General features: G+C 36.7%; 13 protein-coding genes. 11 read left to right on the top strand and 2 right to left on the bottom strand.

Annotated features, from left to right (window positions below):
- The first annotated feature begins 799 nt into the window (after positions 1-799).
- The 9 genes from JEM45_RS07840 (at position 800) to JEM45_RS07800 (ending at position 9,599) form a co-directional block, all read left to right on the top strand.
- A complete protein-coding gene (locus JEM45_RS07840; RefSeq protein ID WP_026867185.1) occupies positions 800-1,168 on the top strand; it encodes an ArsR/SmtB family transcription factor in 369 nt (122 codons plus the stop codon).
- Complete coding sequence (locus tag JEM45_RS07835; protein ID WP_198687234.1) at positions 1,161-3,395, top strand: heavy metal translocating P-type ATPase; 2,235 nt, start codon at positions 1,161-1,163, stop codon at positions 3,393-3,395. The genes JEM45_RS07840 and JEM45_RS07835 overlap by 8 nt, the downstream gene beginning before the upstream one ends.
- Positions 3,392-4,012, top strand: a complete 621-nt coding sequence (locus JEM45_RS07830; RefSeq protein ID WP_198687233.1) for a CadD family cadmium resistance transporter — start codon at positions 3,392-3,394, stop codon at positions 4,010-4,012. Before JEM45_RS07835 ends, JEM45_RS07830 begins: the two co-directional genes overlap by 4 nt.
- Before the next feature lie 409 nt (positions 4,013-4,421).
- Entirely contained in the window at positions 4,422-4,955 is a 534-nt protein-coding gene (resA, locus tag JEM45_RS07825) for a thiol-disulfide oxidoreductase ResA (RefSeq protein ID WP_026867188.1), read from the top strand.
- A gap of 88 nt (positions 4,956-5,043) precedes the next feature.
- Complete coding sequence (locus JEM45_RS07820) at positions 5,044-5,748, top strand: cytochrome c biogenesis protein CcdA (protein WP_026859514.1); 705 nt, start codon at positions 5,044-5,046, stop codon at positions 5,746-5,748.
- A gap of 109 nt (positions 5,749-5,857) precedes the next feature.
- Complete coding sequence (locus JEM45_RS07815; RefSeq protein ID WP_026859513.1) at positions 5,858-6,364, top strand: CueP family metal-binding protein; 507 nt, start codon at positions 5,858-5,860, stop codon at positions 6,362-6,364.
- A gap of 255 nt (positions 6,365-6,619) precedes the next feature.
- Positions 6,620-8,668, top strand: coding sequence for a copper-translocating P-type ATPase (locus JEM45_RS07810; protein ID WP_198687231.1), 2,049 nt, complete (start codon positions 6,620-6,622; stop codon positions 8,666-8,668).
- A 108-nt stretch (positions 8,669-8,776) separates the two neighbouring features.
- Positions 8,777-9,208, top strand: coding sequence for a CopY/TcrY family copper transport repressor (locus tag JEM45_RS07805; protein ID WP_166626279.1), 432 nt, complete (start codon positions 8,777-8,779; stop codon positions 9,206-9,208).
- 139 nt (positions 9,209-9,347) lie between these two features.
- Entirely contained in the window at positions 9,348-9,599 is a 252-nt protein-coding gene (locus JEM45_RS07800) for a copper ion binding protein (protein WP_198687230.1), read from the top strand.
- A gap of 179 nt (positions 9,600-9,778) precedes the next feature.
- Here JEM45_RS07800 and JEM45_RS07795 read toward each other — a convergent pair whose 3' ends face one another.
- On the bottom strand, positions 9,779-10,402 hold the full coding sequence (locus JEM45_RS07795; protein WP_198687229.1) for a YdhK family protein: 624 nt from the start codon (positions 10,400-10,402) through the stop codon (positions 9,779-9,781).
- A 707-nt stretch (positions 10,403-11,109) separates the two neighbouring features.
- On the opposite strand from JEM45_RS07795, the gene JEM45_RS07790 reads away from it, so the two are divergent.
- Together JEM45_RS07790 and JEM45_RS07785 are read left to right on the top strand one after the other, a co-directional pair.
- The gene (locus tag JEM45_RS07790; RefSeq protein ID WP_198687228.1) at positions 11,110-12,498 is read left to right on the top strand and encodes a sensor histidine kinase; all 1,389 of its coding nucleotides are present in this window, start codon (positions 11,110-11,112) and stop codon (positions 12,496-12,498) included.
- On the top strand, positions 12,491-13,162 hold the full coding sequence (locus tag JEM45_RS07785; RefSeq protein ID WP_026867194.1) for a response regulator transcription factor: 672 nt from the start codon (positions 12,491-12,493) through the stop codon (positions 13,160-13,162). The genes JEM45_RS07790 and JEM45_RS07785 overlap by 8 nt, the downstream gene beginning before the upstream one ends.
- 110 nt (positions 13,163-13,272) lie before the next feature.
- Here JEM45_RS07785 and JEM45_RS07780 read toward each other — a convergent pair whose 3' ends face one another.
- Positions 13,273-13,599 (bottom strand): four-helix bundle copper-binding protein, encoded by a 327-nt coding sequence (locus tag JEM45_RS07780; protein ID WP_026867195.1) that lies wholly within the window; start codon positions 13,597-13,599, stop codon positions 13,273-13,275.
- Between the last annotated feature and the right edge of the window lie 32 nt (positions 13,600-13,631).

The following is a 13,631-nucleotide window of genomic DNA, read 5'->3' as shown; positions in this document are numbered from 1 at the left end:
CTCCACTTGGTTATTATTGTGATCTACTCAAACATTATAGTCAAATGACCATTTGATTGTATTTGTTATTCCTTTAAATAGTGACATAAATGAACCCGTCGGGAAAATAAGCTTAGCGTTGTAAATCTGCATTTTCCTGACGGGATTACTTCAAGAAATAGTAATCATACTATTACTAAGGAAGCAGAGCATCGAGTCTAACTTCCCTTTGAATTATTATGAATTTAGAGACTTTAAATAACTCCTATTAACTTAGACTCCGCTGGTTCACACGGTTCGATCCATCTTGCCCAAAAACAATACGTGTTTCAATTCCACCAATACATACCGAAGTACACTTATCTGACCTTTTTCTGTAACAAGAAATTGCATCGCGTTTATAAAAGTACAACTTTTATCGTCCTAAGAACCATACATTCTATTCTTCCAATAAACGACCGTTTATTGAAACATTTTAGGTAGTTATATTTTCAGTTTGTCATTTTTAAAGATAAATTGCATATATTTTAAGTTTTATTCTGCATAACTAACTTTAAAACGAGCTGTCTTCTTGAAAAGATAAGCTCTGGACTTTTTAACTATAGTGCAAGTTATCGCCTAAATCAGTGCAAAATAACATCGAAAGTCACAATAAAGTTCACTTACGATATCGTAATTTCTTTCAGCTTTATTTCAGAAAATTCTTTCTATGTCGAGAAAAACTTATACAAATTTATTATTATTCAAACATCTGCTTGAATAAAGAAAAACAAGATGTTATGCTATATTCAAACAAATATTTGAATGATGAGGTGTATGTATGAATAAGAAAGAAACATGTGAAGTTTTTTGTTATGACGAAGAAAAGGTTAACCGGATGCAAGAGAATTTACAAACTGTAGATATTGCCGGTATATCACAGATGCTTAAGGCTATTGCCGATGTGAATAGGGCAAAAATCACCTATTCCTTATGCAAGGAAGAGGAATTATGCGTCTGTGATATCGCAAATATACTCGGTGTGACTGTAGCAAATGCATCTCATCATTTACGCATGCTCTACAAAGAAGGCATCGTTACATTCAGGAAAGAAGGGAAACTCGCGTTCTATTCACTGGAAGATCAGCATATTAAAGAAATCATGACGATTGCATTAATACATAGGAAAGAAGTGATAACCAATGTCTGAAGGGATTGCAGAGCTGACTGAAGAAGAAAAAAAAGTTTACCGTGTTCAGGGGTTTTCCTGTGCGAACTGTGCAGGGAAATTTGAGAACAATGTGAAGAAACTACCTGAAGTTCAAGATGCGAAGGTGAATTTTGGCGCATCAAAAATTTCTGTATATGGTTCTGCAACGGTTGAGGAACTGGAAGAAGCAGGAGCATTTGAAAATCTCAAAGTGGTGCCTGAGAAATCCCGGGAAGAAAGTGGACAAGACAAAAAAGAAAAGGAAGTAACCATTCCATTTTATAAAAAGCACAGCACTCTGCTCTATTCGCTACTGTTTATCGCTTTTGGCTTCATTTCAATGTTGGTGAATGGTGATGACAATATTCTTACACCACTGCTATTCATCACTTCCATGATTGTCGGAGGGGCTTCAATGCTGAAAACGGGTCTCCAGAATTTAGTCCGGTTTGAATTTGATATGCGAACCCTGATGACAGTCGCAGTGATTGGCGGTGTCATCATCGGAGAATGGGCCGAGGTCGCCATTGTTGTCATCTTGTTTGCCATCAGCGAAGCGTTGGAGCGTTTCTCGATGGATCGAGCAAGGCAATCCATCAGTTCATTGATGGATATTGCTCCTAAAGAGGCACTTGTCAGACGCAACGGACAGGAAATGACAGTGCACGTCAATGATATTGCTGTGGGCGATATCATGATTGTTAAGCCTGGACAGAAAATTGCTATGGACGGCGTAATTGTCAATGGCTACTCTGCAATCAACCAGGCAGCAATCACAGGTGAATCAGTGCCGGTTGAAAAATCGATCGATGATGAAGTATTTGCAGGGACACTGAACGAAGAAGGCTTACTGGAAGTTAAAATCACTAAATTGGTTGAAGATACGACCATTGCCAAAATCATTCATCTGGTGGAAGAAGCACAAGGTGAGCGTGCTCCTGCCCAGGCATTCGTTGATAAATTTGCAAAATATTATACACCCATCATTATGGGTGTCGCAGTGCTGGTTGCGATTGTACCGCCGTTATTTTTCGGTGCGAGCTGGTCCACTTGGGTGTATCAAGGGTTAGCGGTTCTCGTTGTAGGTTGTCCATGTGCATTGGTAATTTCCACTCCGATAGCGATTGTTTCGGCAATCGGAAATGCTGCCAAGAAGGGAGTCCTTATAAAAGGCGGGGTCTACCTCGAAGAAATGGGTGGATTAAAGGCCATTGCATTTGATAAGACCGGCACACTCACAAAGGGCGTCCCGGTTGTAACTGATTATCGTTTAATCGACAATGCAATTGATGAAAAGGAAATGCTGGCAGTCATCACAGCATTGGAAGATCGTTCCCAGCATCCATTGGCATCCGCGATTATAAAGAAGGCAGACGGTTATAACCTTCCTTATTCTGATATCTTTGTCGAAGACTTTTCTTCTATTACAGGCAAGGGGATACGGGGCAAAATCAATAATGAAATGTATTACGTTGGCAGCCCGGCATTATTTGAAGAGATGGAGGCAGCTAATTTCAATGATGCAATTAAAAGTGATGTCAAAACACTTCAAGAACAAGGTAAGACCGTTATGGTTGCAGGAACAAAAAATACAGTTCAGGCAATTATTGCAGTCGCGGATGAAGTCCGCGAATCAAGTAAAGCGGTAATCCAGAATCTGCATCAGGCAGGCATCGAAAAAACAGTCATGCTTACGGGAGATAATCATAGTACTGCCCGTGCGATTGGTTCACATGTCGGTGTCACAGATATTCAATCTGAATTGCTCCCGCAGGATAAACTAGACGTAATCAAGCAATTAAAAACTGATTATCGTCATGTAGGCATGGTCGGCGATGGGGTCAATGACGCCCCAGCGCTGGCAGCTTCCACCGTTGGTATCGCTATGGGTGGCGCCGGTACAGATACCGCTCTTGAAACAGCAGATGTCGCTTTAATGGGCGATGACCTGAGGAAACTGCCCTTTACCATCAAACTTAGCCGTAAAACATTGAACATCATCAAAGCGAATATCGCTTTTGCCATTGGAATCAAACTGATCGCTCTATTGTTGGTCATCCCAGGATGGCTGACACTATGGATTGCGATTCTCTCGGACATGGGTGCCACTTTAGTGGTGGCCTTGAATGGCTTGAGGCTTATGCGTGTGAAGGAAGATGAATTAAGCTTGGGTTCTTCCCAGATAAATAAAAGTACTGATGCTGAAAAATTGGAGTTGGAACTATGATTGTAACGGCATTTACAGCTGCTGCCGTTTATGTAGCGACAGGAATCGACTACCTCGTTATATTGATTCTTCTGTTTTCGCAAATCAAAAAGAGTAATCAAATAAAACATATTTGGATTGGACAATATATAGGGACAATCATTATTATAGGCGCAAGTCTTCTGGTCGCATTGGGAGTAGCCAATTTTATTCCTCAACAATGGATGATCGGCCTCCTTGGATTGCTGCCACTTTACCTGGGTATAAAAATATGGATTCAAGGTGAAGAAGACGAAGATGAAGGCAACATTCTCTCCTTCTTCTCTTCAGGTAGATTCAATCAATTATTCATAACGGTCACTTTCATTGTACTGGCTTCCAGTGCGGATGATTTCGCTATCTATATACCGTACTTTACGACTTTAAATATGATGGAAATCATTATTGCCGTCATTGTTTTCATGATCATGGTTGGTGTTCTATGTCTAATCAGCTATCGATTGGCTTCCTTGAATTTTGTTTCAGATAAAATCGAAAAATATGAACGTTGGATCGTTCCAATCGTCTTTATAGGATTAGGAATTTATATCCTATTTGAAAATGGCACATTCAACGCTCTGTTCTCATTCGTATTTTAATAGAAAATTTTATAAGCCGATATCTCTCTTTTAATGTGAGATATCGGCTTCATTTTAGTGCAAAATAAAGTCAAAAGTCACAGCAATCAATATTTGTATAATAAGGATCTACTCAAAACATCCGATTTTCATAAGCAAATTTATCTGGCTTATTTTAGTGTTGAATTTAAATTTATTCATAATTTGAAATGTCACATTAAATACTAATAAAATGCACAGTTTCTTTAAAAATTTGATTTAAGCTAAATAATTAGAGGGGAATTTTTTAATAGCTAAAATTGGTAATAAGACTAGTGTACGAATGATTTCTTATTCTAATAGAATAGTAAGTTTGTTTGAAAATTATCTTTCAAAATTAACTATGTATGAGGTGCAAGATGAAAGTAATTGCTACTGGAGGTGTAAGAGTATGAAGAAAAAAACAAGGAAGATTCTAAGAATCAGTATTATACTGAGTGTCATTATTTTGTTAGGTGTGACCTTATGGTTCAACTTAACTTCTGATACAAAAGCCTTACAAGTAGGCGATGAATCAATTGATTTTCAATTGGAGACGTTAAATGGTGATTCAATACAATTATCGGATATCAATTCAGAAAAAGGTGTTATTTTGAATTTCTGGGGGACTTGGTGTAAGCCGTGTCGTGAAGAAATGCCTGATATGAACCGAATTTATAATGAAGGACATGAAGACTATGAAATCATTGCAGTAAATGTTTCTGAGGATGAGCAGCAGATTAATCAGTTCTTATCCAGTTTAGATGAAAAACTTAATTTTCCAGTTGCATTGGATCGCAATAGAGAAGTGACTAAAGCGTATCAAGTAGGCCCACTGCCAACGACAATAGCAATCAATAAAAACGGCATTGTTGTGGAGAAGAAAGAATATCAGTTAACTGTAGATGATATTTATAGATTTGTAGAACAATCATCTTCTGAATAGGATGAGAGTTTATAGGATTGAAAGAAATAAAATGTGGAAGAAATTCGTTCGGATTATTTAAAGGATGCAATATGAATGGAGTGTTTTTTTGGGTAGTGAAATGACTTTCTTTCTTGCATTTGGAGCTGGTTTTTTAAGTTTTGTCTCACCTTGTGTGCTTCCAGTATTTCCTGCTTTTATCTCTTACATAACAGGAATGAGTTATAATGAAGTAGAAAATCAAAAATTCAATGCACGCGCAATATTCCACACAATTTTCTTTCTTGTGGGATTCAGTTTGTTCTATATAGCATTAGGGTTTGGCACGGCCTTTTTAGGTGGAATATTGATTGACCATGCGAACCTGATTAGACAACTAGGTTCAATCCTGATTATTATCTTCGGGCTTATCATTACCGGTGTGCTTAATTTTAATTTCCTGATGAAAGAGAGAAAAATACAATTCAAAAATAGACCGTCAGGATTTTTAGGTTCAACTTTAATAGGTATGGCTTTTGGTGCCGGATGGACGCCGTGCAATGGACCGATTATCGGAGCTATTTTCGCAATGAGTGCCAGTGCACCAAACGATGCTTTAATGTTAATGGTTATTTACTGTCTGGGCTTTGCAATTCCATTCTTTATACTGAGCTTTTTCGTATCTCGTACACGCTGGATGCTGAAATACTCGAATACGATTATGAAAGTTGGTGGGGTCATCATGATATTAATGGGTGTACTTCTGTATTTTGATGGATTGACTCAGATTATCATTTGGCTGCAGCCGTACTTTGGAGATTTTCAAGGCTTCTAATTATGAATACATTAAATGACTTGTTTATATAACTTTCATAGAAATGATATATTATTATAAAATTTGTTTAAAAATTATTGTTAAAATTAAATATCAAGGAGGAATCTGGATGAAAAAATATTTAATGCCAGTTTTGATGGGCGTAATCTTTATTTTAACAGGTTGTAGTGATGACTCAGCATCGAACGAATCAAATATTAAAGAAATGGTTTCGGAATTAAGCGCTAGTAATATTGTAGAATCAGCATCTATAAATGATAAAACACTTATTGTTAAAGATAGTGGAGATGAGAATGTCTATACTTTGCCAGACGATGAATTTTTTGTATCTATTGCACCATACATCTCATATACACATCCTTGTGAATTTCATAGCTTAACAGGTTGTCAGGGAGAGCTGATGAATGAAGAGATGGATGTAAAAATTACAGATGAAGATGGAGAAGTTCACGTTGATGAGAAGTTGACTACCCTTGAGAATGGTTTCTTGGATTTTTGGCTGCCAAGAGATAAAAATTACTCTTTAGAAATTAATTATGATGGAAAAAAAGTTGAATCTAATTTTTCAACTTTTGAGAATGACAGCACCTGTCTGACAGATTTACAGCTTAAATAATATTATTAAATGCAGATTACCCAATGCTATTTAGTGTCGTGGAATCTGCATTTTTAATTCAATGTTAAATCTCAGAGTAGCAGTTAATTTATTTTTACTTAGTTTTTAAATACATGTAGTGGATAGTTTCTGCACATATATTTTTTATAATAAACTTAGTAAATTAACAGCTTGACAAATAACGATTACAGACGTAAACTTAATTTAATAAATCGATTACAGTTGTAGTCGTATTATAATGTAGGAGGGGAAAAAATGAATAAAGAAGGTAATCATAATCATGCTGAGCATGAAGAAAATCATCATAACCATGAGGAGAGCCACGAATCCCATAATCATAGCGGACACGATCATCATGCGCATATGGTGACAGATTTTCGTAATAAATTCTTCATTATCCTGATATTCACAATTCCAATTGTACTTCTATCTCCGATGATTCAAAATTTCATAGGTGTGGATTGGCAATTTACTGGAGATAGTTATATTGTGGCAGCGTTGGCCACGTTCGTTTATTTCTACGGGGGTTGGCCATTCATTAAGGGCGCTTACGATGAATTGAAAAACAAAGAACCAGGCATGATGACATTAATAGCAATGGCGATTTCTGTCGCTTACTTCTATAGTATGGCAGTTGTTTTTGGATTCAATGGGGAAGAAATTTTCTGGGAGCTGGCAACTCTTGTATTAATCATGCTTCTGGGACATTGGATTGAAATGCGAGCTATTAACAATGCTTCCAAGGCTCTGGAATCCCTCGCATCATTAATGCCTGATACGGCAAACCGTATCACTGAAAATGGTGAAACAGAAGAAGTTCAGATTGATGATATTAAAGCGGGTGATTTACTATTAGTAAAACCCGGAGAAAAAATGCCGCTGGATGGTAAAATCGTTAAAGGAAAGGCGCAAGTTGATGAATCAATGTTAACGGGTGAATCTGTTCCAGTTGGAAAATCCGTTGATGACGAGGTCATTGGAGGTTCAATAAACAGAGAAGGTTCTCTCACTATTGAAGTAGAGAAACTGATGAATGAATCTTATCTGACACAAGTTATAGATATGGTTAGAGAATCACAACGTACTAAATCGAAAACTCAGGATGTAACTAATAAAGCAGCTAAATGGTTATTCTATATCGCTTTAGCTGCCGGTATCATCACATTTATCGTTTGGATAAGTATTGGAGCAACTATAGATACTGCTATCATGAGATTGGTAACAGTTTTGGTTATTGCTTGTCCTCATGCTTTAGGTCTGGCAGCACCGTTGGTTATTTCAGTATCTACATCACTTGCTGCAAAGCACGGTTTGTTAATTCGAAAACGTCCACAGTTTGAAAAGGCTCGTAAAATTAACGCTGTGATCTTCGATAAGACGGGTACTTTGACTGAGGGTAAATTTGGTGTTACAGATATACAGACTTTCAATAATATTGACGAAAATATCCTTTTAAGTTATGCAGCAACAATAGAAAATGACTCGGAACACCCTATTGCGAGAGGTATACTCAATGAAGCCAAGTTAAAAGAACTTGAATTGCTTGAAATGTCAAATTTCAATTCAATTACTGGTGTAGGAATTGAAGGGACGATTGATGATAAACAAGTCAAAGTAGTGAGTCCGGGATATGTACGTAAACAAAAAATAGATTTTGACGATAAGAACTTTAATAAATGGTCAGAACAAGGTAAGACGGTAGTTTTTCTTTTGGTAAACGAAGAATTAGCAGGTGCCATTGCACTGGCAGATAAGATTAAGGAAAGTTCTAAGCAGACAATAGAACAGCTGCATAAGAGAAATATTAAAGCTATAATGTTGACCGGAGATAACCAAAAAGTCGCAAATTATGTCGCAGAACAAATTGGGATTGATGAAGTCTATGCTGAAGTAATGCCCAATGAGAAAGCAGATAAAGTGACAGAAATCCAAGAACGTGGTTTGGTTGTTGCAATGACAGGTGACGGAATCAATGACGCACCGGCATTGACTAAAGCAGATGTTGGTATCGCAGTGGGTGCAGGCACAGATATCGCGATGGATAGTGCAGACATCGTTCTCGTTGACAGTAATCCGAAAGATATTCTTGCAATATTCAGCCTATCTAAAAAAACATATAATAAACTGGTACAGAATCTGATTTGGGCAACCGGATATAACGTGATTGCTCTCCCATTGGCAGCAGGAGTACTGGCGCCTTGGGGGATAATACTCAGTCCGGCTGTAGGTGCGATTTTGATGAGTCTCAGTACAATCATCGTTACAATCAATGCGCAGTTACTTCATAGATTTGAAGTAGAATAAAATAAATGCCGACAAATCCTTACTTAAGGATAGTCGGTATTTTAATTCTTTACTGTATGAAATATGAAAGACATCTTAAAAATACTTGAAAAAATTAGAGGTGAAAATATGACCAAAGCAATTGATTCAAATATCACAGATTCCGAATGGGAAGTGATGCGGGTCGTTTGGGCACAAAACAAAACTACGAGTAAAGATATTAGAGATATTATAGAAAATAAAAAGAATTGGAAACCGGCCACGACCAAAACACTTATTGGGAGACTTGTTGATAAAGGTGTATTAAACACAGAAAAGGACGGCAACAAATACATTTATTCAACTAATTTAAAAGAAAGTGACTTTCTCAAAAGTACACTTGAACAAACTTTCGATAATATATGTAATAAAGACATTGGAAAAATTATTGCAGATTTAATTTCAAAATCAACATTAAGCTATATAGATATAGAAGAGTTGGAAAAAGTGTTAGAGATGAAAAAAGAGGATGCAGTTGACGTAGTGCCATGCAATTGTGTTCCAGGTCAATGTAATTGTTAATCAGCAGTAGACAAAATTAATAAATTAAGACAGATAATTGATTTGTTAAATAAAAAATGAAAAAGGGTAAAATACCTACCATGGGTATATTGAAACTTTCGTATAAAATAATATAATAAAATTTTAAGGAGAAATTTATATGTCAAAAGTAACACTTAATGTAGAAGGTATGTCATGTAGGGCTTGCGTTAATAAAGTCGAAGAGAGCGTCGGTCAATTAAATGGCGTTGAATCAGTTAAAGTTCAAATTCCTGAAGGTAAAGTAGATGTAACATTTAATGACAGTACAATTAATTTGGCAAACATCAAAGGTGCTATTCAAAATACCGGCTACGAGATTAAAGAGGATATTGATAAAGAAGATGGTTCTGCGTGTTCATGCTGCAGCTAGTTAATGACAAAAGATTTTAAGAATTTAGAGTATCATTTTTTTATGTCATATTGATTCTATATAATAATTGTAGAAAGAGACCAAGATAAAAAATCCGGCAAATCTTAATTCAAGATTTGCCGGATTTTTTCTTTGTAATCAGGAATCCATGCTTTTATCCTATATTACTATTCACTAATTTATTCCACAGGTGCCAGTTCACTTTCTGTAACCCACTTATGATTCTGAACTTCTTCTTCAGTATCTGTTGTAACGAAATCCACCATATAGACAGTGGTCTCTTCAGCAGAATCAATCGTAGCCGTTGCACCTTCCATGCCTTCCATGTGTGATGCATTCATTACTGCTTCATCGCCTGGTTCTAATGGGGCTTCTCCCGGTTCTTCCAATTCTTCATGAATGACCCATTTATGATCTTCTACCAGTTCTTCGCCGTTCGTCGGTGTGTATGAGACAGTATAGACAGTGGTGTCAAAAGCACCGGAAATTGTTGCTTCAGCACCATCCATACCTTGCATGTGTTCTGCTTCAATAATCGCTTGACTTCCAACTGCATAAGTTGGATTTTCTGCTTCTTTCAAGTCTTCAGGTACTTCACCGGAACTGGACATCTCATCAGCTGAATGTTCCATATGACCTCCGGAATCTGATTCCATGTCCATTTCCTCCTCAGATCTGGACTCTGTTTCAGTGCTTTGGCTTTCTTCATCTTCATTAGGCTGAGTTTCCCCATTACCACAGGCAGCCATTAAAAATACAGCGAATATGGAAAGAAGCCCTAATAATATTTTGTTTTTAACCATGTATATACCCTCCATTTTATTAGTTCTACTGATAACTCTACCCATAACTTTTGCAGTTTACGTGCAGATTCAATGAAAAATAAATGTATTTAATCAAGAATAATATTACCGACTCGACATATTGGATTTCAATTTAAAGGTTTATTAACCGTGGATGATATCTCAGCGCTTCCTTCAAATCTGCACGAAAAATCGATATTTAAATAATAAAATGTATAAAGAGAGTAGCGAATCATGATACCAAGAAAATTAATAATTAATACTATAATATTATCATCTATATTTTTAGCGGGATGCGGTAAAATCACTCATGTAACTTCGAGTTACCCTTTAAATTTAAAAAGTTTTGACGGTCAGGTGTTATACTTAGTCATACATTTTTCAGACTAAAACTTCGTTGCAGCTGCTACCTCTGCTAGATTATTTTTATCGAAAGATACTGGAGATGAAAGATGATGGTATTTTGTATGTTGCAATCAATCCACAGAACGAAGATGAGTTAGCAATCTAGACTATAAGCAGAAATAGTTATGTGTCTAATGACGGCTCATAAGAACAGTGGAAGAAAATTTTAGTTGTGGGCAAAGTAAAATAAGCTGAATTATTCATAATAAAAATACTACTTTTCTATATAATATGACTAATGAACAAAATGATAAGATGATCTATTACGATTTATGCTGTTGCAGAAAACTGAGGAGGCTTTTATGTTCAATAAATTAGCTTTAAAAATCGGACTTTTGTTTTTTCTGGTGATTCTTATTATTGAAATCATATTATTCTATATCCTATATACAAATCTGGTCGCTGATCGTGTGGAGGAAGTGATGGGGGATTTATTGGCCCGGGGGAATACACACAGAGACGTATTGGAAGAAAACTATACAACCACGACATTGGAACATGTTGTGATTATGGAGTCAGAATCAGATTTTATTGTGGTGATAACAGATGAGAATGGAGAGATAATCACCAATTCTGATCCGGTTGAACCAGAAATGATAACTGTTATTGAACATACTGATTATGGTGAAATACCACAAGAAGGAGTTATCCTGAAATCAAATTGGTCAGAAGAAAAATATGTCTCTACAGACAGCCCCCTAACTTTTAACGAAACTCATAGCGGGCATGTTTTTATGTTTGCTGAAAGTGATAGCATCGAACGGATTATTGATCATCTCAGCCATAAGTTTTGGCTTGTGGGTCTATTGACTTTACTTCTGACTGTTATAACGGTGTTTATTCTTTCCAGAGTTATTACCCAACCGGTATTGAGGATGAAAAAAGCGACAGAACAATTAGGTAGAGGCAATCATAACGTGGAATTGTATACACATCGAAAAGATGAGCTTGGAGATTTGGCGACTTCGATTACTTTGCTGTCGCAAGATCTGGAACGTTTAAAAAACGAGAGAAATGAATTTTTAGGGAGTATATCGCATGAGCTACGAACACCTTTAACCTATATGAAAGGGTATACGGATATTATTAGCAGAAAAGAAATATCCACGACGGACAGGAATAGATACATTAAAATCATTCAGGAAGAAACAGAGCATTTAGCAGACCTGATAAAAAATCTGTTTGAATTAGCTAAAATCGATCATAATGAATTTGCCATCACAAAAGAGAGGGTAGTATTTAGCGCTTTGATTGAGACGGTTTTAGCACGAATCTATCCAGCGCTCAATGAAAAAAAGATAGAGCTTTTCTTTCATTGTCCGGACAACTTGGTTGTTATGGCAGATCCCGAAAGAATTCAACAAGTTATATTGAATATATTAGATAATGCAATAAAGTATACTCCCGAGAAAGGTCATATCACAATGGAAGTGATTCAAAATAAAAATGAAATTTTAACAACTATTTCAGATACAGGAGAAGGAATCCCAGAAGAAGATATACCCTTTATATACGATCGACTGTATCGTTCTGAAAAGTCTAGATCCCGGGTAAGCGGAGGGTCTGGTCTCGGGCTGACAATCGCTAAAGAAATTGTGGCGTTGCATGGTGGCGAGATTGGAGTAGAAAGTACACTCGGCAAGGGGACTGTTTTCGTCATATCTTTAAAGAAGGAGAATGTAAATGAATAAAGTGCTGTTAATCGATGATGAAGAGAGAATGCTCGAACTGTTGACATTATACTTGAAACCTTACCCTTATTTTTGTCGAAAAGCAGTAGGTGCAAAAGCAGGGCTTAAGTTTGTTAAAGAAGAGAAGTTTGATCTTATTCTACTGGATATCATGATGCCTGAAATGAATGGATGGGAAGTATGCAGAGAAATACGGCAATACTCAGATGTACCTATTATCATGGTGACTGCACGTGAGCAGAAAGAAGATATTGTAAAAGGACTCAAGCTGGGTGCAGATGACTATATCACAAAACCTTTTAATGAAGAAGAATTGGTTGCAAGAATGGATGCATTACTAAGAAGAACAAGACCTGTCAACCGGATTGAAGTCGAAAGACTGTTATGGGACGAAGATCAATTTGAACTATCCTATAAAAAACAGCTTGTAAAATTAACACCAAAAGAATTTGCAATCATTGGATTACTCATGAAAAATCCAGGAAGGGTATTTTCTAGAAATCAATTGATTGATTTAGTGTGGGGCATGCATTCTGAAACGGAAGGACGTACTGTGGATTCCCATGTTAGAAATATGCGGGAAAAAATTCGGGAAGTCGGCTTTCCTATCGATGATTACTTTCACACGGTGTGGGGCGTTGGTTACAAATGGATTAAAAATTAAAAAACACTTTCAATATTAGAACGTTAGACTGATTGCTTTTGTTCTATTAATAAGAAACGCCATGCCAGAATTATTATCTGACATGGCGTTTTTTCTATATAAGTTTTATTTTAAGCGATTTCCTTACAAGCTTCTGCACATTTAAAGCACGCTTCTGCACATCTCTGACAGTGTTCGTGGTCGTGTTTCTGACATTCATTTCCGCAAGCTTCGCAAATTTTGGCGCATACTGCTGCTAAATCAGAAGCAAATGGTGTACCTCTCATTAATGCTTGTTCCAGAAATGCACAGATATCTGCACATTCACGGTCCAGACGGATGCATTCCGCCATCATATTTACGTCCTCTTCTCTCAAACACGCATCGTAGCAGTGGTTACAGGCTTCCATACATTCATGTAACGTCTGAATCAGTTGTTGGTGTTGTTCATGAGCCATTGTAAATACCTCCTATAGATTTAAATACGCTT

Source organism: Jeotgalicoccus sp. ATCC 8456 (genome assembly GCF_016313225.1).
GTDB lineage: Bacteria > Bacillota > Bacilli > Staphylococcales > Salinicoccaceae > Jeotgalicoccus > Jeotgalicoccus marinus.
The sequence above is the reverse complement of the archived record's forward strand: the minus strand, read 5'-3'. Positions and strand labels throughout refer to the sequence as shown.

Excerpts from the sequence above, each read along its gene's own strand:
- JEM45_RS07840 (WP_026867185.1), top strand. The coding sequence starts at position 800 with ATGAATAAGAAAGAAACATGTGAAGTTTTTTGTTATGACGAAGAAAAG.
- JEM45_RS07835 (WP_198687234.1), top strand. The coding sequence starts at position 1,161 with ATGTCTGAAGGGATTGCAGAGCTGACTGAAGAAGAAAAAAAAGTTTAC.
- JEM45_RS07830 (WP_198687233.1), top strand. The coding sequence starts at position 3,392 with ATGATTGTAACGGCATTTACAGCTGCTGCCGTTTATGTAGCGACAGGA.
- resA (WP_026867188.1), top strand. The coding sequence starts at position 4,422 with ATGAAGAAAAAAACAAGGAAGATTCTAAGAATCAGTATTATACTGAGT.
- JEM45_RS07815 (WP_026859513.1), top strand. The coding sequence starts at position 5,858 with ATGAAAAAATATTTAATGCCAGTTTTGATGGGCGTAATCTTTATTTTA.
- JEM45_RS07810 (WP_198687231.1), top strand. The coding sequence starts at position 6,620 with ATGAATAAAGAAGGTAATCATAATCATGCTGAGCATGAAGAAAATCAT.
- JEM45_RS07805 (WP_166626279.1), top strand. The coding sequence starts at position 8,777 with ATGACCAAAGCAATTGATTCAAATATCACAGATTCCGAATGGGAAGTG.
- JEM45_RS07800 (WP_198687230.1), top strand. The coding sequence starts at position 9,348 with ATGTCAAAAGTAACACTTAATGTAGAAGGTATGTCATGTAGGGCTTGC.
- JEM45_RS07795 (WP_198687229.1), bottom strand. The coding sequence starts at position 10,402 with ATGGTTAAAAACAAAATATTATTAGGGCTTCTTTCCATATTCGCTGTA.
- JEM45_RS07790 (WP_198687228.1), top strand. The coding sequence starts at position 11,110 with ATGTTCAATAAATTAGCTTTAAAAATCGGACTTTTGTTTTTTCTGGTG.
- JEM45_RS07785 (WP_026867194.1), top strand. The coding sequence starts at position 12,491 with ATGAATAAAGTGCTGTTAATCGATGATGAAGAGAGAATGCTCGAACTG.
- JEM45_RS07780 (WP_026867195.1), bottom strand. The coding sequence starts at position 13,599 with ATGGCTCATGAACAACACCAACAACTGATTCAGACGTTACATGAATGT.